General features: G+C 57.3%; 19 protein-coding genes. 11 read left to right on the forward strand and 8 right to left on the reverse strand.

From position 1 onward, the window contains the following. Positions 1-2: 2 nt before the first annotated feature. Together atzF and LF929_RS04385 are read right to left on the reverse strand one after the other, a co-directional pair. Positions 3-1,844 carry an allophanate hydrolase gene (atzF, locus tag LF929_RS04380; RefSeq protein WP_226093605.1) on the reverse strand — a complete coding sequence of 614 codons (1,842 nt, stop codon included), beginning with the start codon at positions 1,842-1,844 and terminating at the stop codon, positions 3-5. Positions 1,845-2,026: 182 nt separating this feature from the next. Further along, complete coding sequence (locus LF929_RS04385) at positions 2,027-3,511, reverse strand: NCS1 family nucleobase:cation symporter-1 (RefSeq protein WP_102802243.1); 1,485 nt, start codon at positions 3,509-3,511, stop codon at positions 2,027-2,029. A 154-nt stretch (positions 3,512-3,665) separates the two neighbouring features. On the opposite strand from LF929_RS04385, the gene LF929_RS04390 reads away from it, so the two are divergent. The 3 genes from LF929_RS04390 to puuE all read left to right on the forward strand — a co-directional run bounded on the left by LF929_RS04390 (position 3,666) and on the right by puuE (position 6,167). Next, positions 3,666-4,409, forward strand: a complete 744-nt coding sequence (locus LF929_RS04390) for a GntR family transcriptional regulator (RefSeq protein ID WP_038905412.1) — start codon at positions 3,666-3,668, stop codon at positions 4,407-4,409. Then, complete coding sequence (gene hpxA, locus LF929_RS04395) at positions 4,406-5,143, forward strand: allantoin racemase (protein WP_023640595.1); 738 nt, start codon at positions 4,406-4,408, stop codon at positions 5,141-5,143. The genes LF929_RS04390 and hpxA overlap by 4 nt, the downstream gene beginning before the upstream one ends. A 76-nt stretch (positions 5,144-5,219) precedes the next feature. Next, the gene (puuE, locus tag LF929_RS04400; protein ID WP_226093604.1) at positions 5,220-6,167 is read left to right on the forward strand and encodes an allantoinase PuuE; all 948 of its coding nucleotides are present in this window, start codon (positions 5,220-5,222) and stop codon (positions 6,165-6,167) included. A gap of 210 nt (positions 6,168-6,377) precedes the next feature. On the opposite strand, the gene hpxZ is transcribed toward puuE, so the two are convergent. The 4 genes from hpxZ to LF929_RS04420 are packed head-to-tail and all read right to left on the reverse strand — an operon-like array spanning position 6,378 to position 9,993. Further along, positions 6,378-6,773: an oxalurate catabolism protein HpxZ gene (hpxZ, locus tag LF929_RS04405; RefSeq protein WP_226093603.1), complete on the reverse strand. Its 396-nt coding sequence runs from the start codon at positions 6,771-6,773 to the stop codon at positions 6,378-6,380. Next, positions 6,770-8,182: an AtzE family amidohydrolase gene (locus LF929_RS04410; RefSeq protein WP_210177454.1), complete on the reverse strand. Its 1,413-nt coding sequence runs from the start codon at positions 8,180-8,182 to the stop codon at positions 6,770-6,772. Before LF929_RS04410 ends, hpxZ begins: the two co-directional genes overlap by 4 nt. Further along, positions 8,179-8,376 carry an oxalurate catabolism protein HpxX gene (gene hpxX, locus LF929_RS04415; RefSeq protein ID WP_210177455.1) on the reverse strand — a complete coding sequence of 66 codons (198 nt, stop codon included), beginning with the start codon at positions 8,374-8,376 and terminating at the stop codon, positions 8,179-8,181. The genes LF929_RS04410 and hpxX overlap by 4 nt, the downstream gene beginning before the upstream one ends. Before the next feature lie 27 nt (positions 8,377-8,403). Beyond that, positions 8,404-9,993 (reverse strand): gamma-glutamyltransferase family protein, encoded by a 1,590-nt coding sequence (locus LF929_RS04420; protein WP_226093602.1) that lies wholly within the window; start codon positions 9,991-9,993, stop codon positions 8,404-8,406. 226 nt (positions 9,994-10,219) lie between these two features. Here LF929_RS04420 and LF929_RS04425 point away from each other — a divergent pair, with 226 nt between their 5' ends. The 8 genes from LF929_RS04425 (at position 10,220) to LF929_RS04460 (ending at position 18,419) form a co-directional block, all read left to right on the forward strand. Further along, a complete protein-coding gene (locus LF929_RS04425; RefSeq protein ID WP_038905406.1) occupies positions 10,220-11,059 on the forward strand; it encodes a MurR/RpiR family transcriptional regulator in 840 nt (279 codons plus the stop codon). Between the two features lie 275 nt (positions 11,060-11,334). Then, a complete protein-coding gene (locus tag LF929_RS04430) occupies positions 11,335-12,126 on the forward strand; it encodes a transporter substrate-binding domain-containing protein (RefSeq protein ID WP_019845236.1) in 792 nt (263 codons plus the stop codon). A gap of 9 nt (positions 12,127-12,135) precedes the next feature. Beyond that, a complete protein-coding gene (locus tag LF929_RS04435; protein WP_168366313.1) occupies positions 12,136-12,801 on the forward strand; it encodes an amino acid ABC transporter permease in 666 nt (221 codons plus the stop codon). Between the two features lie 2 nt (positions 12,802-12,803). Further along, positions 12,804-13,457 carry an amino acid ABC transporter permease gene (locus LF929_RS04440; RefSeq protein ID WP_306763233.1) on the forward strand — a complete coding sequence of 218 codons (654 nt, stop codon included), beginning with the start codon at positions 12,804-12,806 and terminating at the stop codon, positions 13,455-13,457. Beyond that, a complete protein-coding gene (locus LF929_RS04445) occupies positions 13,438-14,169 on the forward strand; it encodes an amino acid ABC transporter ATP-binding protein (protein WP_016941697.1) in 732 nt (243 codons plus the stop codon). The genes LF929_RS04440 and LF929_RS04445 overlap by 20 nt, the downstream gene beginning before the upstream one ends. Before the next feature lie 62 nt (positions 14,170-14,231). Continuing rightward, complete coding sequence (locus tag LF929_RS04450) at positions 14,232-15,476, forward strand: alanine--glyoxylate aminotransferase family protein (protein ID WP_038905404.1); 1,245 nt, start codon at positions 14,232-14,234, stop codon at positions 15,474-15,476. Then, complete coding sequence (hpxK, locus tag LF929_RS04455; RefSeq protein WP_226093601.1) at positions 15,473-16,738, forward strand: allantoate amidohydrolase; 1,266 nt, start codon at positions 15,473-15,475, stop codon at positions 16,736-16,738. The genes LF929_RS04450 and hpxK overlap by 4 nt, the downstream gene beginning before the upstream one ends. 532 nt (positions 16,739-17,270) lie before the next feature. Continuing rightward, positions 17,271-18,419, forward strand: a complete 1,149-nt coding sequence (locus tag LF929_RS04460; protein ID WP_226093600.1) for a glycerophosphodiester phosphodiesterase family protein — start codon at positions 17,271-17,273, stop codon at positions 18,417-18,419. 113 nt (positions 18,420-18,532) lie between these two features. On the opposite strand, the gene LF929_RS04465 is transcribed toward LF929_RS04460, so the two are convergent. Both LF929_RS04465 and LF929_RS04470 read right to left on the reverse strand, forming a co-directional pair. Next, positions 18,533-19,300 (reverse strand): amidohydrolase, encoded by a 768-nt coding sequence (locus LF929_RS04465; RefSeq protein ID WP_210177461.1) that lies wholly within the window; start codon positions 19,298-19,300, stop codon positions 18,533-18,535. Further along, complete coding sequence (locus tag LF929_RS04470) at positions 19,288-20,445, reverse strand: pyridoxal phosphate-dependent aminotransferase (RefSeq protein ID WP_226093599.1); 1,158 nt, start codon at positions 20,443-20,445, stop codon at positions 19,288-19,290. Before LF929_RS04470 ends, LF929_RS04465 begins: the two co-directional genes overlap by 13 nt. Positions 20,446-20,595: the final 150 nt, after the last annotated feature.

A 20,595-nucleotide genomic window follows, 5' to 3' on the forward strand; every position in this document is an offset into this window, starting at 1 on the left:
AGTCAGTTCGATGAACGCTGAGCGATAAAGGCACGCCAGCCGCCGAATGCGGTAATGTCCTCGGCACCGTCCAGCGCCGCGGGTTCACAGATGAACCCCTTGACCTGGCGTCCGTCTGCCAGTGTCAGCGTGCCGATGCCGAGCGGCGGCGGGATCTCGGCAACGAATTCACCGAAACGCGCCAGCGGAATATCCCACAGTTCTACCGCAATGGGTTGCCCTTGCCCGGTGTTGACCAGCCCCGGTTTGGGGGGATGGGTATTTGCCAGTGCGTACAGACGGTAGTCGGCGCTGGTGACGGTCTCTTCCACTTTGACGGCATCGCGGGTAGTCAATTGAAAATTAAGCGGCATCCCTGTTAAGTGAGCGCCCACTACAGCCAGCCGTACATGGTGGGGCGACGACACCTGTGGTGCAGACATTGGCGGCAGAGGGTGACCGGTGGCACCCAACGGCAGCGCCGTGGCAGATTGCCAGCGTTGACCAAACGCCGCCAACGCCGTGTCATGCCAGGCCGGTGCAATCAGCGTAATACCAGCGGGCAGGCCGTCTTCACGAAACGGTGCCGGTAATGCCAGCCCACACAAATCCGCCAGATTGGTGAAGTTGGTGTAGAAACCGAATTGTGAGTTGTAGAGCACGGGTTGCTGTTTCATCTCTTCTTGCGTGCGAATGGTGGGCGTGGTGGGGACCACCAGTGCATCAAACCCGTTCAGCGTGGCCGCAATGTGTCGGGCCAGTTCCGCACGCAGGTATTCTGCGGCAAACACCTCACCCGCACTGTAGTCGGAACCTTTAGCGATAATACCGCGTACCACTGGATCCATGGCTTCTGGCTGCTCATGCAGTAACGCGCCAACGGCCACGGTACGTTCTGCCACCCATGGCCCTTCATAGAGCTGGCGTGCCAGTTGTGTGAACGGGGTGAAGTCCACCGGCTCCAGCGTCGCGCCCATCGCCTGCAAACCGGATAGTGCTTGCTGGAATGCGTGCTCTGCGTGCTTGTCGCCAAAAAACTCCAGTGGATGCGGTACCGCCAGTCGTAACCGGGCGGAGACATTCGCTGGCGTGGTGCGTGGGTGGTGGCGCGAATACGCGTCATCCTCGTCATAACCGCCCGCCAGTGTGGCGACCAGCCAGGCATCCTGTACGGATAATGCAAACACTGACACACAATCGTTCAGGCGGCAGGCAGGGACGACCCCACGCGTTGACTGCCAGCCTTTGGTGGGTTTCAGCCCGACGATATTATTGAAACCAGCGGGAACGCGGCCGGAACCTGCGGTGTCGGTACCCAGCGCGAACGGTACCAGCCCGCGAGCGACCACCGAGGCGGAACCGGAACTGGAGCCACCGCTGACATACTCAGGCTTGATGCTGTTAGGCACCGCGCCAAACGGTGAGCGGGTGCCCACCAACCCGGTAGCGAACTGGTCAAGGTTGGTTTTGCCAACCACGATAGCACCGGCGGCTTTCAGGCGTGCCACCACGGTAGCGTCTTGTGTCGCGGTGTAGGTAAACGCCGTGCAGGCCGCGCTGGTGGGCCAGCCTGCAACATCGATATTGTCTTTGACCGCAAACGGAACGCCATACAGCGGCAGGTGTTTCGCGTCGGGTCGGCTGAGTAGGTCGGTGATTTGTTCGCGGACGCCGGCTTCGTCTGGCAGATAAATCCACGCCGGGTCTTCGGCGCGCAGTGAGCGCCAGACAGTCAGCAGCGTTTCAGTCACCTCGTCAGAAGCGTGCTGGTAGTGATGTTGCCACTGGGGGAGTGTCAGGCCGATATAAGGGGTGTGTGATGTCATCAATGCATTCCAGTTTGTATACAAGATGGCGTACAACATTCAAACCTTATGCCAGTTTTTTAACTGTCTGTTTCTTTGAGGTTTATGGCTAAAGGAAGAGGGGCTGTCTGTATGACACGCACCGTCGTGGCACAACCGAATGCAAGACGAGGGCGAAAGTGGGGCAAGCGGCAGGATAAAACGCCGGATCGCGATGACGCGTTGCGATCCGGCGCGGTGACTTATTCTTTACCCAGCACTAAGCCTGACAGGCTGGCCGCGGCTGGCGTACGGGCTTTTTCCCGGCGAGCCAGATAACGGTAGCTGCCTGCACCTAAGCCAACGCCGATGAACCAACTGAAATTGGCAACCTCATGCCAGGCGGGCACAAAACTGATCACCAGCCCGATCGCGACCGATGGCAGCAGCGCCAGCACCGCATTGGGGTTAATACCGTTACGGTACCAGTAGCGGCCGTTCGGGGTATCGTTGAACAGCGCGTCGACATCGATCTTGCCGCCTTTGATCAGATAAAAGTCAGCCAGCAGAATGCCGAACAATGGGCCGATAAATGCCCCCAGTACGTCGAGTGTGTAGTGGATCAGTTCCGGTGAATTGAACAGGTTCCACGGCGTCAGCAGCACTGAGCCGACGGCGGCAATCATCCCACCGGTGCGGAAACTGATGCGTTGCGGCGCACAGTTGGAGAAGTCGAACGCCGGGGAAACGAAGTTGGCGACAATATTGATGCCGATGGTCGCGACAATCATAGTCAGCAGGCCCAACGCGACCGCCACACTGTTGCCGACGCGGCTGACGGTTTCAATCGGGTCAGTAATCATTTGACCGAACAGGGACTGGGTGCCGGAGACAATCACCACGGTGACGATGGAGAACAGCAGGAAGTTGAACGGCAGCCCCCAGCGGTTACCACGGTGGATTTCCTGCATGCTTTTAGCGTAGCGGGAAAAGTCGCCAAAGTTCAGCAAGGGGCCAGAGAAATAGGACACCACCAACGCGGTCGCGGTGATCATCTGCCAGATCTGCTCGCCGCCGCTAAGCGATTTGCTGCTCAGGGTGAAAGAGATATTCTCCAGTCCGGTTTTGTATACAATCCACCCGGCCAGTGCCAGCATGACCACGTAAACCGCCGGACCGGCGACATCGATAAAGCGCTTGATGGCGCTCATGCCGTGCCAGAACACCATGGCCTGCAACAGCCACATCACGCCAAAGCACAGCCAGCCCAGCGTCGACAAGCCCAGCCAGTGACTGGTGGTCAGCGAGGTAAGAGAAGGGGCGAATTTCAGCAACACCAGCATCAACGCATTGGCTGCCAGATACGTCTGGATGCCGTACCAGGCGAAGGCGATCAATCCACGGATGACCGCTGGAATGTTGGCACCGAACACCCCGAAGGACTGACGACAAATCACCGCATAGGGCACGCCACTGAGCTGGCTGGGTTTAGCCACTAAATTGGCACACAACTGCACGATGCAAATACCGGCCAGCAAACACAGCAGCACCTGCCAACTGGCCAGGCCCAGTGTAAAGAAGCTGGCTGCTACCACGTAGCCGCCCATACTGTGAACATCCGACATCCAGAAGGAAAAGATGTTGTACCAGGACCAGTTCTGCTCGCGTGTCGGCGCCAGGTCTTCGTTGCACAGTCTCGGGCTGTAGTGTGCCGGAGCGCTTCCGGCGGGCGTCATATTTTCTGGCATGGAATCTGCTCCTTTTTTGATGACGATGAAAAATAGAGGTGAATAACCTGTCCTGTGAGGTGTTGCAGGATTTGGGCCAGATCGGTGAATTTTGTATACAATAATTTTATTTTTTGTGTACGATCTGGTGGTGACGTGATGACGGAAGAAGCCAATGAACGATATTTATGGTCTCGGACAAGAGACATTTTTCGAGCAAAAAGATGACGTTATCTATCAGGCGCTGCTAAACGCGATTGTTGAGCATCAATTATTGCCTGGGGCTCGTCTGCCGGAAGAAGCGTTGGCAGACGCGTTTGGGGTGAGCCGGACCGGGATCCGAAAGGTGTTACAGCGTCTGGCAACGGTGCAAATGATCACACTGTTGCCCAAACGTGGTGCACAGGTAGCGACACCGACGGTAGAAGAAGCGCGTGAGATCTTTCAAACCCGTAGCCTGATGGAGTGCGCTAACCTGCCTGCCGTGCTGGCTCACTGCCAGCCACCGCACCTGGCGGCGCTGGAGAAACTGATGGAGGCAGAAGAAAAAGCCCATCAGGATCGTAATGGGCCGGAGGCGATCCGCCTGTCGGCCGCTTTTCATATACAGTTGCAGGCGATTTCCGGTAACACAGTACTGACCGGCATGGTGTCGCAATTAACGCTCCGATCGTCGCTGGTGATCGCCGCGTATGGTGCGCCCTGGCAGCAAGGCTGCCGTTGTCATGATCATCAGGATTTACTGGCTCTGCTGCGTAAGGGTGACCTGCAAGCGCTGACTGCCGCCATGCAACAGCATTTCGACGACATCGTCGCCAGCCTGCGCTTTGGCGGCGACAGTGTGACCACACCGGATTTTTCACGGCTGTTTAGCCATTTCAAAGCGTCCGAACACCCTAACAAGGAGCAGGCCGAATGAGCCGATGCGTGATTCAGGTAATCAACCCTAATACCAGCCTGGCGATGACGGAAACCATCGGTGAGGCGGCACGGCGAGTTGCCTCGGCCGGTACTGAGATTCTGGCGGTGTGCCCGTCGCAGGGCGTGCCATCAATTGAAGGGCATTTTGATGAAGCGGTGGCGACGCTGGGTGTGCTGGAGCAGGTTCGGCTGGGGCGTGAGCAAGGGGTCAGCGGTCATGTCATCGCCTGTTTCGGCGATCCCGGTCTGCTGGCGGCACGAGAGCTGGCAAGCGCGCCGGTGGTGGGAATAGCGGAGGCGGCGATGCATCTGGCAACGCTGGTGGCAACGCGTTTTTCCATTGTCACCACGCTGCCGCGCACGCTCATCATCGCCCGTCATCTGTTACAGCGTTACGGTTTCGAGCACCACTGCGCCGCGCTGCACGCGATCGATTTGCCGGTGCTGGCACTGGAGGACGGGCAAGGTCTGGCACAACATAAAGTGCGGGAAATGTGTATACAAGCGAAACGGCAGGATGGATCCGGTGCGATAGTGCTGGGTTGTGGCGGCATGGCCGATCTGGCACAGGCGCTGACGCAGGAGTTGGGGATCCCGGTGATCGATGGCGTTGGTGCGGCGGTGAAAATGGTGGAGTCGCTGGTTGGGCTGGGACTGACCACCAGTAAACACGGCGATCTCGACTACCCACTCGACAAGCCGTTAACCGGCGCATGTGCACCGTTGCGCTAAGCATTGATCATGATAAGCAATGATCGCGCTAAGTAATGAGCGCGCCGTTGCCGTCATCCTTATAAGGAAAGAGACCATGACACTTTCTCAGCTCTGGGGTACAGACCCGGACTACCCGCGCGATTTGATTGGTTATGCCGGAAAACCGCCGCATGCCCGCTGGCCCGGGCAGGCACGTATCGCAGTGCAATTTGTTCTGAATTATGAAGAAGGGTCCGAAAATCACGTGCTGCACGGTGATGCCGGTTCCGAGCAATTTCTGTCCGATATTATCGGGGCAGCCAGTTACCCGGCGCGGCATATGTCGATGGATTCGCTCTATGAATACGGTTCTCGTACCGGTTTCTGGCGTATTTATCAGGAGTTTCAACGCCGTGGCTTGCCGATGACGGTGTTTGGCGTGGCGATGGCGCTGGCGCGAAACCCGGCGGTGGTCGAGGCTATCAAAGCGGCGGACTACGACGTGGTCAGCCACGGCTGGCGCTGGATCCACTACCAGAATATGGATATCGATACCGAACGGGCGCATTTACAACAGGCCATCGCCGTGCACACCGATTTATTCGGTCAGCCGCCGTTAGGCTGGTATACCGGCCGCGACAGCCCCCACACCCGACAGCTGGTGCTGGAGCAGGGCGGCTTCCTGTACGACAGCGACTATTATGGTGATGACCTGCCGTTTTGGTTGCCAGTGCGGCGTGTCGACGGCGAGGTGAAACCGCATCTGATTGTTCCCTACACGCTGGATGCTAACGACATGCGCTTTGCCTCACCACAGGGTTTTAACAGTGGCGAGCAGTTTTTCAATTACCTGAAGGACAGTTTTGACGTGCTGTATGCCGAAGGGGATGACGCGCCAAAAATGCTGTCGATTGGTATGCACTGTCGTTTGCTGGGGCGACCGGGACGCTTCCGGGCGTTACAACGCTTCCTCGATTATATCCAACAGCATGAGCGGGTATGGGTCTGTCGCCGTCAGGATATCGCCGAGCATTGGTATCGGGTCCACCCTTATCAGGGCTGATGCGATAAGGCATTCATCGTACCGGCGGCGTTACCCGTATGAGCCAGGCAATGTGACCTGTAGGTTTCATTGCCTGGTTTTTTGTCTGTGATAGCGCCTGGCTGTGTCACGACTGGGCTTGCTGGGGGCTGTGTTTCGGCTCCCACCTCTGCAGGGAAGTCGGATAGCCGGTAACCGCTACCGTCGCTATCCGACACGGATGCGCAGGGGTTACACCATCAGGCTCACATGGGCTGCTACGATGCGCCAGCCTTGGTTGGTACGCCGCCAGGTTTGCATCTGACGGCCGATTTTCTCGCTGCCTTCACGACGAAATTCGGTACTGGCGACCGCCGTATCACGGCCGTAGGTGGTGATCACAGTGTTTTGCAACTGCCTGTCCAACCCGGCGGAGGGGCGCGCTGCTCGAAATTCGCGGATCTGCTCGATGCCGTACAGATTTTCAGACGCGCCGTAACGCACTGTGCGCTCATCGTGCCAGAACAACTGGTCCAGCACGTCAACATCGTTGCCGGTCAGTGCCTTTTCGTAACGGTAAAAGGCGTCGGTGACCTCAGCCAGTACCTCGGGAATATTAATGTCAGACGGTGTGTTCTCGGATGTCATGCGGAAAGTCCTTGTGGGTAAAACGTCATCGGTGGCAGCGCCTGTGCGATGCCCTGTTGTTCAAGATGCCAGGCGGCGCGTAGCGCCACGTCTTCCCGCCAGGGGGCGGCGATCAACTGCACACCGATCGGCAGCCCGCTGGCGGTTGCTAGCGGCACGGTGACGACCGGCAGGCCGACGAACGAAATAGGCTGGGTTAACATGCCCATGCTGGCGCGGATCGGTAAATCGGTGTGATTGATGCGCATGGTTTCCTGACCGATCGGGGTGGCCGGGCACGGGGTCGCTGGCGCAATCAGCAGATCGGTGTCGTTGAATAACGCCAGCACTTCACGGCGGAAATGATCGCGAAAGCGCTGAGCCTGTACATACCAGGCCGCCGGGATCATCGCGCCAGCCAACAGCCGTTCACGGGAAAGTGGCTCAAATTGCTCCGGTGTGGCCTGCAGCGCTGGCAGGTATTGATTACCGCCTTCGCTGGCGGAAAGAATAAATGCCGCAGTACGCGCCAGCGCGGCGTTATCCAGTGTCACATCGCTGTCGGCGTTCAAGGCGTCTGCGACTTGTCGCACAGCGGCGGCGGCCTGCTCATCGCACCATTGCGCGAAGTAGCCCCCCAATACCCGACTGCGTAGCGGGGCGGTGTCAGACAATGACGGCACTGTGGATCGCAGCGGTTGATCTGCCTGAAAACGATCAGCCGGATCGCGGCCTTGCAGCACGTCATAGACCAGCGCCAGATCGTCTACGCTGCGTGCCAGCGGACCGATGTGATCGAGGCTGCCGACAAACGGCTGCGTTCCCTGACGTGATAACCGTCCGAATGTCGGCTTCAGCCCGAAAATACCGCACAACGAGGCCGGAACCCGGATCGAACCGTTGGTATCACTACCCAGAGAAAAATTCACCAGACCGGCGGCGACTGCGGCGGCGGAACCACCGGATGATCCCCCCGCGATACGGGTCAGGTCGTGCGGGTTGCAGGTCGCCCCATAGTGCGTGTTTTCGGTGGTAAAGCCGTAAGCGTAGGCATCCATATTCAGCAGGCCGGACAGCAGCGCGCCTTGTGCCTGTAGCTGGCGCACCGCGAACGCATCCTGAGTGGCAGGAGCACGCTGGCTAAATAATCTGGCCCCGGCCAGGGTGGTTTCACCGGCGACATCAAACAGATTCTTCACCGCATAGGGCACCCCGGCCAGTGCAGGCAGCGGCTCGCCTAAGCGGCGTTTCAGGTCCACACCGTTGGCTTCTGTCAGCATACGCTGTGCTGTGACGGCGGTGTACGCGTTGACAGCCGGGTTATGTTGCTCGATGCGCGCCAGCGTGTCGCGGGCAATGTCGGTGGCGGACAGGTGGCCTGCCACCAGTTCAGCCTGCAATGTGCGAATAGACAGTTGAGCAGGATTCATGGCTGATAGACTCCCGCCACTTCCTGACGCTCATCCAACGTAAACGCCATCAGCGGTTGCGCCATGGCGGCGATGCGGCTGAACTGGACGTGCAATTCCTGACGGCGAGTCTCGTCCAGCTCCAGCCCCATCAGGGTTTCCATTTGTTGCAGGTACGCGGCCAGCGTGTCCTGATCGATATCCCTGTTTTTCATAATCAGCACCTTCATCGGGTTGAAAGATTAATAACCGGCTGCGCTGCCGTTGCTGCGCGGGTCGCTGGCACCTTCCAGCATGCCGTTGACGTGGCGGACAATCGCACCGGCGTGACCGACGGTTTCGCTAAATCCGGTAAGCAGTTCCACATCGTGACCGAGGGTACGCAGCGCATCAATGGTAGCGGGCATGAACCGATCCTCCAGCTTGAGCGTATCGGTCGACTGCCCCCAGGTGCGCCCCAGCAACCAGCGCGGTGCCGTAATCGCCTGTTGCAACGGCACTCCTTGCATCACATGACGAATAAACAACGCGGCTTGTGTCTGCGGCTGGCCGTCACCGCCCATCGAACCATAAACCATCGTGCGCCCGTCAGACAGGCGCGCCGCCGCCGGGTTCAGTGTGTGAAAGGGTTGTTTACCCGGTTCCAGCGCCAGTAAGTGGTTCGGGTCCAGGCTGAAAGATGCCCCACGGTTTTGCCACAACACGCCAGTACCCGGCAGCACCATGCCGCTGCCGAATTCGTGATAAACGCTCTGAATGAACGAGACCGATACTCCGTGGCGATCGCACACGCCCATCCAGACGGTATCGCCCGGCCCTTTGCCTTCGCCCCAGGGCGCGGCGGCGCGGGTGTTGACGGTTTCCGCAAGCGCTTTCAGGTGGCTATCGGACAGCAATGCCTGAATATCCTGGGTGATCAGTGTCGGATCGGTGATGTAGGTATCGCGTAGCCCAAACGCCAGTTTGGTGGCTTCCACCACCCGGTGAATGGTCTGGCTGTCGCTGAGATCGGCCATCCCCAGCCTGTCGGTAATGCCGAGAATCGCCAGCGAGACCAACCCTTGTGTTGGCGGTGCGAGGTTGAAGACCTCGCCGTGGCTGTGTTTCAACACCAATGGCACGGTACGGCGGGCACGGTAATTCGCCAGATCTTCCTGCGTGACCGGCATGCCCAGCGCGGCCATCTGTTTTGTCATGCGTGCGGCCAGCGCACCACGATAAAAGCTGTCCAGCCCATCTTGTGCCAGTTGTTGCAGCGTATCGGCCAGATCCGGCTGGGTGAAACGGCTGCCGGTACGGGGGATCGCACCCTGTGGCATAAAGACCCGGCAGAATTCGGAGAAATCGCGCAGTTCGTGCTGGCGACTGGTGAGAGCATCTTCCTGTGACTGGGTAACCGGGATACCGTGGCGCGCATAGTGTATGGCATCGTCCAGTAACTGTGTCAGTGGCAGGGGAGCACCCAGATCCAGTTCTGCCGCGTAATTCAGTGCTTCCTGCCAGCCGCCTACCGTCCCGGCGACGGTCAGCGCGGCGTTGGGACCACGGTGCGGAATGCGGCTTTCACCGGCGTAGCGTGCGCGGGTCGCCAGCGAACCGGCGGCACCACTGGCGTCAATGGCGATAGGCTGGCCTTGCGGTGGCACTATCAGCCAGAAACCATCGCCGCCTAAGCTGTTCATATGGGGATACACCACGGCAATAGCCGCCGCCGCGGCGACCATCGCTTCGATGGCATTACCTCCGGCGCGTAACACACGTTGTGCGCTGGCGCTGGCAAGATGATGCGGTGTGACCGCCATGCCCGACGGGGCGATATTACTTTGCATCATGAGGGTAAGACTCTTGGTGGACAGTAGGGTGGTCGATGCTAAGCAAAAGCCGTTCCATCTTTTCTGCTTGCTGCCGACCGACGGTTGTATGCTATGTTCATCATAGCGTCGAAAAGATGAAACAAAAGTTACAGCGCTCAAACTTACCGCGCTCAAACTTAATGTGCTCAAACCCGACGCGCTCAAACTTATAGCGTTTAGATGTTAGATAATGACAAGGGCAGGCATGAAGCAGATTGATGAACGGTTGCGCAGCCAGTACAGCGAACTGTCGCCGCAAGAGCAGCGTGTGGCGGAGTTTATCTTTGACCACCTGGATGACCTCATCAGCTATAACAGCGCTGAACTGGCGCGGCTGAGTGGCGTTTCCAAAGCGACGGTCAGCCGCCTGTTCCGCCGCCTCGGCTACCCCAGTTACCGCGAGATGCGCGATGAACTGCGCACCTTGCGCCAGAGCGGGATGCCGTTGACCGATAACCGTGACGCGGTGCAGGGCAATACGCTGCTGGCGCGCCATTACAAGCAGGAGATGGCTAACCTGACGCAATGGGTCAACCAGATAGACCCGCAGCAGTTCGGTGCAGTGATCGGCGCGTTGCAGCAGGCCCGGCGCGTCTGCATTCTTGGGCTACGCAACAGCTACCCGGTGGCGTTACACCTGCGTCAGCAACTGCTGCAAATCCGTCCGCAGGTACCGTTACTGGCGCAGCCCGGCCAGACGCTGGCGGAGGAACTGGCGGATCTCGACGAGCAGGATGTGGTGATTGTGGTGGCGTTCCGTCGCCGTCCACGCCTGATTCAGCCTTTGCTGCAACAATTGCATACCCGACAGATTCCGGTGTTGCTGCTGTGTGAGCCGCAAGTCCATGCGTTGCCGCCGTTGGCTTCCTGGGTGTTGAGCGCACCGCTGGATAGCGTGTCGGCGTTTGACAGCTATGCTGGGGCCATGAGCCTGGTTAACCTCATCAGCAACGCGTTGCTGCACCATATGCTGGCGGAAGGGCGTCAACGTATCCACGATATTGCCGATCTTTACCTGCAACTGGACGAGCTGGAACAGCGGTAGTTGCGCGCTTCACTGGTGCAAATGTTCTGTTTTGGTGCAATTAATTCCCGTTTTAATGCCCTGTCATTGTGCGCTTCAGGTTGAAAGCCGGGCGCGTTTCCTGACGATGAAACTTGCCGTTATTCCCTGAGTCTGCCTGTACTGCTCTCTTCATATCGCCGTGTCATGCCGGTTGATTATCTGGCATGCATTTTGCTTTTTAATCTGCAACAAAGGTTTCAATATTTTTATTGAAGAATCTTTGGTTTCAAATTAACTTAACCGGGGGCACAGCAATGAAGATCGGAAAACGTGTTTTGGCAGTAGTCGGTGCAGCGCTGTTGATGGTTCAGGCTGGACAAGCGATGGCGGATCAACTGCAGGATATCCAGAAGCGCGGCGTATTGCGTGTCGCGGTGCCGCAGGATTTCCCGCCGTTTGGCTCGGTCGGTACCGATTTGCAGCCGCAGGGTTACGACATCGACATGGCCCGTTATCTGGCCAGCGAGATGAAACTAAAGTTGCAGCTGGTGCCGGTAAGCAGCGCCAACCGCGTGCCGTATTTGCAAACCGACAAGGTGGATCTGGTGATTTCCAGCCTGGGTAAAAATGCGGAACGTGAAAAAGTGATCGACTTTAGCAGCGCTTACGCACCGTTCTTCCTGGGCGTGTTTGGTCCGAAAGACACGACGGTCACGGCGCCTGACGCCTTGCAAGGTAAAACCGTCGGGGTAACCCGTGGTGCGGTGGAAGACATGGTGCTGACCGATATCGCGCCTAAAACCGCTGATATCAAGCGCTACGAAGACAACAACACCACGCTGTCGGCTTATATGTCCGGTCAGGTGCAGTATATCGCTACCGGTAACCTGGTAGTGGCGGCGATTGCCGAGAAGAACCCGGAGAAAGCGCCTGTCGCCAAATTCATGTTGAAAGACTCGCCCTGCTATATCGGTCTGAAAAAGGACGAGCCTGCGCTGAAGGCGAAAGTCAACGAACTGATTGAAAAAGCGCTCAAGGACAACACGCTTAACGGCCTGTCCGAAAAATGGCTGAAAGCGCCGCTGCCAGCCAATCTGGGTGCCTAAGGATACGCCATGACTTATCAGCTTCATTTCGCGGCGCTGTGGCCATACTGGCCGGAGTTACTGGCCGGTTTATGGGTCACCGTGCAATTGACGGTGATGGCAACACTGGGCGGGATTGCCATCGGCATTTGCGGTGCGGCATTACGCAGCGGTAAGCCAACCTTCGTCAGCCGCCTGTGGGGCCTGTACGTCGAAGTGATCCGCAACACGCCATTTGTGGTGCAACTGTTTTTCATCGTGTTCGGTCTGCCGGGGTTGGGGCTCAAACTCACCGCCGGGCAGGCCGCCCTACTGGCGATGCTGGTGAACCTGGGCGCTTACAGCACGGAGATTATTCGTGCGGGTATCCAGGTGACACCGAAGGGCCAGTGGGAAGCCGCGAGGGTACTGGGATTATCACGTACCCAGACCTTTACGCGGGTGATTTTGCCGCCCGCGCTGCAACGGATTTATCCGGCGCTGGTCAGTCAGTGCATCATCGTGATGCTCGGTTCCTCCGTGGTATCGCAGGTGTCGTACGAGGAACTGACCTTTGCCGCTAACTTAATTCAGTCACGGACGTTCCTCAGTTTTGAGGTGTATCTGGTGACCACGCTCTGCTATCTGGTGCTGTCGATGCTGATGCGTCAACTGCTGTTGCTGGTCGGGCGACGTTTTCTGGGGACAGCGCGCTGATGATGACATTTACTGACTGGGATATTGTGCGCAACCTGCTGCTGGCCGGGCGCTGGACGGTGTTGCTGTCGCTGGTGGCGTTTTTTGGCGGTGCGGTGGTGACGTTACCACTGTTGTTGCTGCGCCTGACGAAACGCCGCTGGCCGATGCGTCTGACCCGGCTGTACGCCGATGTGTTTCAGGGCACACCACTGCTGATGCAACTGTTTCTGGCGTTTTTCGGGCTGGGGTTGTTCGGTATCGATGTCAGCCCATGGACGGCGGCTTCACTGGCACTGACGCTGTTTACCAGCGCGTTCTTGCTGGATATCTGGCACGGCAGCGTACAGGCGTTGCCGAAAGGGCAGTGGGAAGCCTGTCGTTGTCTGGGGTTGACCTTCACACAGACGTTGACCCGGGTGATCGCGCCTCAGGCGATGCGTATCGCCATTGCACCGACGGTGGGGTTTTCGGTACAGGTGATTAAAGGCACCGCACTGGCGTCAATTATTGGTTTTGTTGACCTGACGAAAGCCGGCACCATGCTCAACAACGTCACGTATCAGCCGTTTAAGGTGTTCGGGCTGGTGGCGCTGGGGTATTTCCTGCTGTGTTATCCGTTGTCGTACTACAGCCGTTATCTGGAGAAGAAATTCAATGCCGCTCATCACCATTAATCAGGTTCATAAATATTACGGCCAGAACCACGTGCTGAAAGGGGTGGATCTGGATATTGATGCGGGCGAGGTTATCTCCATCATCGGCCGTAGCGGTTCCGGCAAAAGTACCCTGCTGCGTTGTATCAACGGGCTGGAAGGCTATCAGGACGGCAGTATCAAGCTGGGCGGAATGACCGTCACCGACCGCGACTCGCAAGCGCGGGAGATCAGCCGTTCTATCGGCATGATTTTCCAGAACTTCAACCTGTTCCCGCATATGACTGCGTTGGAAAACGTGATGCTGGCACCCAAGCTGGTGCTGGGGAAAAGCGCCGCCGAGTGCCGGGAACTGGGGGTGAAGATGCTGGAGAAGGTCGGGCTGGGTGAGCGTATCGATTACTACCCGTCGAATTTGTCCGGCGGCCAACAGCAGCGTGTGGCGATCGCCCGTGCGCTGGCGATGAATCCGAAAGTGCTGCTGTGCGATGAAATTACGTCCGCACTGGACCCGGAACTGGTGGGTGAAGTGCTGAAGGTGCTGGAGCAACTGGCGGCTGAAGGCATGACACTGATTCTGGTCACCCACGAGATGAATTTTGCCCGCGAAGTGGGCGATCGGGTGGTGTTTATGCATCAGGGCACCGTGTGGGAACAAGGGAGCGGCGATGCGCTGTTTGCCAACCCACAGACCGCCGAACTGAAACAGTTTATCGCCTCGGTACGGCTATAGCGCCGTGAGCGGTATCGGCTATTACGATTTTCATGTTACCAAGGACATCAGGAGTTCATCACATGCCTAACGACCTGTTTGCGCAGATCAATCCGCCCCATCGTTTGCTCATGGGACCTGGCCCGATCAATGCCGACCCGCGTGTATTGCGCGCGATGGCCAGCCAACTGGTCGGGCAGTATGACCCGGCGATGACCGGGTACATGAATCAGGTGATGGCGCTGTACCGCCAACTGTTCCGTACCGACAACCGCTGGACCATGCTGGTAGACGGTACCTCCCGTGCGGGCATTGAGGCTATTCTGGTCTCGGCGATCCGCCCCGGTGACCGGGTGCTGGTGCCGGTGTTTGGCCGTTTCGGCCACTTGCTGTGCGAGATTGCCCGCCGTTGCCGCGCCGATGTTCACACCATCGAGGTGCCGTGGGGTGAAGTATTCACGCCCGATCAGATAGAAGACGCCATCAAGCGGGTAAAACCGCGCCTGCTGCTTACCGTACAAGGCGATACCTCCACGACGATGCTGCAACCGCTGGCGGAACTCGGGGAGATCTGCCGTCGTCATGACGTCCTGTTTTACTCCGATGCCACCGCCTCGTTCGGCGGTAATCCGTTGGAAACCGATGCCTGGGGGCTGGATGCGGTCTCTGCCGGGTTGCAGAAATGCCTGGGTGGCCCGTCCGGCAGCTCGCCGGTGACGCTCAGTTCACGTATGGAAGCGGTGATCCGCCAGCGTAAATGCGTAGAGCAGGGGATCCGTACCACCGACCATCAGGACGGTGACGACGAGATGATTTATTCCAACTATTTCGACCTCGGCATGATCATGGATTACTGGGGGCCGGAGCGGTTGAACCACCACACGGAAGCTACCAGCATGCTGTTCGCCGCCCGTGAATGCGCCCGCATTATTCTGGAAGAGGGGTTGGATGCCTGTATCGCCCGTCACCAACTGCACGGTAAGGCGCTGCTGGCTGGTATTGAAGGCATGGGGTTACAGCCCTACGGTGACATCGCCAACAAAATGAGTAACGTACTGGGCGTGGTTATTCCGTCGGGTATTCACGGTGAGCAGGTGCGTAAGCTGCTGCTGGAAGATTTCGCCATCGAAATCGGCACCTCGTTCGGGCCGTTGCAGGGCAAAATCTGGCGTATCGGCACCATGGGCTACAACGCACGCAAAGACTGTGTGATGCAAACGCTGACCGCGCTGGAAGCGGTATTGAACCGTCTTGGTTTCCGTTCTGTGCAAGGGGCGGCGTTGCAGGCGGCCTGGAATGTGTACGACGCCACGCAGGCGTCGACATGAGCGAGGTGCTGATGGAAGGCATGATGACGGATTTTGATGCGCAGGCGGCCGCCCGACGGGTAATGACGCGCTGCGATCAACTGGCGGCCATCAGTGAAACCCCTGACCAGCTCACCCGCGTTTATCTGTCGGCGCAGCATATGCAGGCCAACCAGCAAACCGGCGAGTGGATGCGTGACGCCGGGATGCAGGTGTGGCAGGACAGTGTGGGTAACATCTGCGGTCGCTATGAAGGCAGTACGCCGGGCGCACCGGCGCTGCTGATGGGTTCACACCTGGACACCGTGCGTAACGCCGGGCGTTACGACGGTATGCTGGGGGTGCTGGCGGCGATTGAAACGGTGTCATTCCTGCATCAGCACGGTATTCGACTGCCGGTGGCGCTGGAGGTGGTAGGCTTTGGCGACGAAGAAGGCACCCGTTTTGATGTCACGCTGCTGGGCAGTCGTGGGTTAACCGGCACCTGGCCTGATGGCTGGCTGTCACGCCCGGATGCCAACGGCGTTACCGTGGCGCAGGCGCTGACACAGGTTGGGCTGGGCCCGGACGCTATCGCTCAGGCGGCACGACCGGTGACGGACATTCTGGCCTATCTGGAATTGCATATCGAACAAGGTCCGTGTCTGGAACAGGCTGGACTGGCGCTGGGCGTGGTCACGGCTATTAACGGTGCACGGCGGCTGAACTGCACGTTTACCGGTCACGCCGGTCATGCGGGAACCGTGCCGATGTCGCAACGCCAGGATGCCCTGGCCGCTGCGGCGAGCTGGATGACGCAGGCAGAGCAGGTGACACGCGAGAGCGACCCTTATTTGGTGGCGACCTTTGGTACATTGCAGTGCCTGCCCGGTGCCGCCAATGTGATTCCCGGTGAGGTACGCCTGACGCTGGACATTCGCGGGCCGGACGATACGCCGCTGGATGCGCTACTGCAACGGCTGCTGACACTGGCGCAGGATATCGCCATGCAACGCGGGTGTACCTTTGATGCGCAAGAGTACTACCGCATTGCTGCCACCCGCTGCGATGAGACGCTGCAACAGCGGTTGTCGGCGTCGGTGATGCAGGTACAAGGTGAGAACCTGCTGCTGCCAAGCGGTGCCGGACATGATGCCATCGCCATCGCCGAACGTTGGCCGGTGGGTATGCTGTTTATGCGTTGCAAGGGCGGTATCAGCCATCATCCTGACGAGGCAGTGTTGACCGAGGATGTGGCGCAGGCGTTGCAGGCGCTGCTACAAACGGTATGGGGATACCGCTGAGAAGTCGGTAGTACCGGAATAACCACGAGCGCTACAGCGGGCGCATTCAGTAGGGCGGGTTCATCCCGCCTTGTTTCACTCGTTATCATGCAGTCTGACATCACACCATTTTGTTCGTCGCTCGTATGGTTGCACGTCTTTTTCGAATTTATCGTCCGGGTACTATTCCATCGCTTGGGGACTATTCCATCGCTTGAGGGCTATGTATCTAAATGCATTAATTCGTATCTCATTTCATCGATATTCTTTTTTTTATTTCCCCGTTTTTAAATAAGTGTTCCTTTTCTACTTTTATAAGACTAATGCTATTGATTTTTATTTTTTTAATAAATCTGCCTCAATAGGATCATTTGATTATTATTTTCGTGACATGAATCTGTTGCCTGTTGGCCAATAAGATTGGCTGGCGTGAACAGCTATGAGTGCTGTTCATGATTTTTGTCAGTTGTTTAAATAAACGATTTTTATTTTTAGATTATGGGATGGCTTGGTTAAAGAGAGCTAACACGGTTTCTTCTTGAGGAAATACACTATGCGTTCTATTCAGTCCGTGTTTTTTGTTATCGTCACCAGTCTGTTATTTTTGTCCGGTCATGTACAGGCGGCCGAGAACTGGAACCCCGCACATATTCTGGAAGCCTTTCAATATCCTTATGCCAACGGACAAACCACTGTGGGTGTTATTGCGCACCGTGGTGTGGTTTCTGATGGCTGCCCTGAAAATTCGCAATGTTCGATTGATGCCACGGTGAATAATAATATTGAAGCCATTGAGCTGGATGTAAAACAGTCGTCTCAGGGGACGCCGTGGCTGTTTCATGATCAGAATGCCGGGAGAATGATTTACCATCTTCCTCTCTTTGATATCTTTCAGGATAGAACCCCACCGGTAGGATGGGACCCGGATTTTCGCACCATGACAGATAATCAACTCGCACACAGTTATCTGCGTGACCGGAATTTCAGTGGTACTCGTTTTCATCCCCTGAGCGTACTGGAAGCATTACGCTATATAAAAGTAAAAGCGCCACAGTTATTGGTGGTACTTGATATAAAAACAGCTGAGGCGGTTTCGCGTTGTGCTTCAATAGTCAAAGACCTGGGTATGGAAAATCAGGTGGTATTGAAAGCCAGTTCTTCTTTATATTCCAGCTATCCGCCACGATCTGGGGGGGCGCTGGCAGGCGTTCATTTTGTGCCGACAGTGTATGCAGGCAACCTTGACGATATCGCAGTGAATTTCACCAATGTTTATTGTGACATTAGTGTCGAAGTACACCATTGCCGGGTGGAGGAGTGGCTAAAGGTGGCATATGACAATCCTGATATTCCCTGGGTCGAAATTGGCAACAAAAGCCCTGATTATCCTGACCCGACTTCCAGCTTTGTGGCGCAGGCAAAACGTTATAAACATGCCATCGGCGCATTCGTGCCGGTGCCGGAATATAATTTGTCGCGGGGTAATGGTGCGTATTATGTGCGCTCCAATGCGACCTGTTGCGCCAGGCTGTCGGATTATCTGACCAAAACCCGTTATTTCGGTAATGAAACGGTGGATCGACGGGAATCGCTCGATTTACAGTTAACGAGTGGTTTTACCAATATCATTACCGACAATCCACAGCAGGCTATCAGGCTGACGTCAGATCGGGGAATGCGACACACGGAACGTTATGAATAACGTGATGAATAATAAGGTGTAGCGGGTAGTCACGTTGAAATGAGATTGCAACGATAGTGAGGCTGTTTTACCTATCCCGCCCTACGCATAAGGCTGTCGGGCGGGATAGTGAGTTACACACTGAATTTATCGGCATCAAGCCAGGCAGGGAAGGCTTCACGGTAGCTTTGCAACGCTTCCAGCGACAGCTCGGCGTCAAGACGCGCGGGTTGGTGTTCAGGCGCTGAGGCCAGAATCGCGCCTTGTGCGTCGATAATCAGGCTATCGCCCTGATAATTGTGGTCGTTGCCGTCGGTGCCGACGCGGTTGCAACCTGCGACATACGCCTGATTTTCAATTGCTCGGGCCGCCAGCAGGGTTTTCCAGTGCAGCGCGCGCGGGGCTGGCCAGTTGGCGACGTACAGCGCCAGGTCGTAATCCTGACGATTGCGGGACCACACTGGAAAGCGTAGGTCATAGCAGATCAGCGGCAGAATGCGCCAGCCGCGCCATTCCACGACTTCTCGCGTCTGACCAGACTGGTAATATTCATGCTCGCCCGCCATGCGGAACAGATGGCGTTTATCGTACTGGTATACCCGGCCCTGCGGGTCAGCCAATAGAAAACGGTTAACCGCGCCTTTGCCGGTTTGTACCGCCACGCTGCCGCCGACCAGTGCATTGCTGCGCTGTGCCCACTGTTTCAGCCAGTCTTCTACCACCGCTTGCTCCAGACTGCTTTTAGCGGCTTCCATCGCAAAGCCGGTGGTGAACATTTCCGGCAGTACAATCAGGTCACGGTCGGTAATGTCGCCTAACAGGCTGTCAAAATGGCTGAGGTTAGCGGGGCCATCCATCCAGACCAGCGGTTGTTGTAGCAGGGTTATCTTTAAAGTTGACATAAACGCTCCGCAGCAGCATCCAGGGTTGATTCCTGTTTGGCAAAGCATAACCGAATCAGCGTGTGAGGGAAGGGGGCGTCACAGAAAACGGACAGCGGGATCGCCGCCACGCCGACATGCTCGGTGAGCCAGCGACAGAAACTGACGTCATCCTGACTGGAAATGGCACGGTAGTCCGCCAGCAGGAAATAGGTGCCTTCGCAGGGCAGAATCTCCAGCCGACTGGCTGCCAGCGCGTTAACAAACCGGTCGCGTTTGGCGCGGTAAAAATCGGGCAGTTCGCGCCAGTGCTGCGGTTGGTGTTGCAGCATATCGGCCAACGCCAGTTGCGCTGGCGTGTTGACGGAAAACGTCAGGTACTGATGCACTTTACGCAATTCGGCGCTGATCGGTGCCGGGGCAACGCAATAGCCGACCTTCCAGCCGGTCATGTGGTAGGTTTTACCAAACGAGGACACCGCGATAGCCCGCTGCCGCAGCTCCGGGTGCGCCAGCACACTGGCGTGGCCGTCAGCGGCAAAGCAGATATGCTCGTACACTTCATCGCTCAGCACGTAAATAGCGCGACTGGCGATGGCCTGCCAGAGCTGGCGGAAGTCCTCCTGCTGCCAGACCGTGGCGGACGGATTATGCGGCGTGTTGACGATCACCAACCGGGTGCGCTCGTTCAGTAAGTCGCCAAACGCTGCCCAGTCGATGCGAAACGCCGGTGGTTGCAGCGCCATGCGCTTCAGCGTCCCGCCTGCCAACTGCACCGCCGGTGCGTAGCTGTCATAGCTGGGATCAAAGCAGATAACTTCATCGCCCGGGCGCACCAGCGCGCTGATGGCGGCAAACAACGCTTCAGTGGCACCAGCGGTGACGGTCACTTCACTGTCGGCGTCCGGCTGCCAGCCGTAGATCGCGGCGGTTTTTTCCGCAATCGCCTGACGCAACGGCGCCACGCCGGTCATCGGTGCGTATTGGTTCGCCCCCTGACTGACATGATAGGCCAGACGCTGTTTCAGGTAGTCGGGGCCGTCAAAATCCGGGAAGCCTTGCGACAGGTTAATCGCCTGATGTTGCTGCGCCAGGGCGCTCATCTGGGTAAAAATGGTGGTACCGAGAGAGGGGAGTTTACTGTCTGGGATCAGTGCGGCGCTCATGGCTGAAAAAGGACTCCTGCAAGGCTGTTATTGCTGCCACTATATACAGGATGCTAGTATTTGGCAATCAAGACGCTTGGACGTTTAAACGGCTAAATTCCGTAATTTGATAAGCTAGAACTAAATATAATAAGCAGGCTCATTACCCGG

This window comes from Dickeya oryzae (assembly GCF_020406815.2).
Classification (GTDB): domain Bacteria; phylum Pseudomonadota; class Gammaproteobacteria; order Enterobacterales; family Enterobacteriaceae; genus Dickeya; species Dickeya oryzae.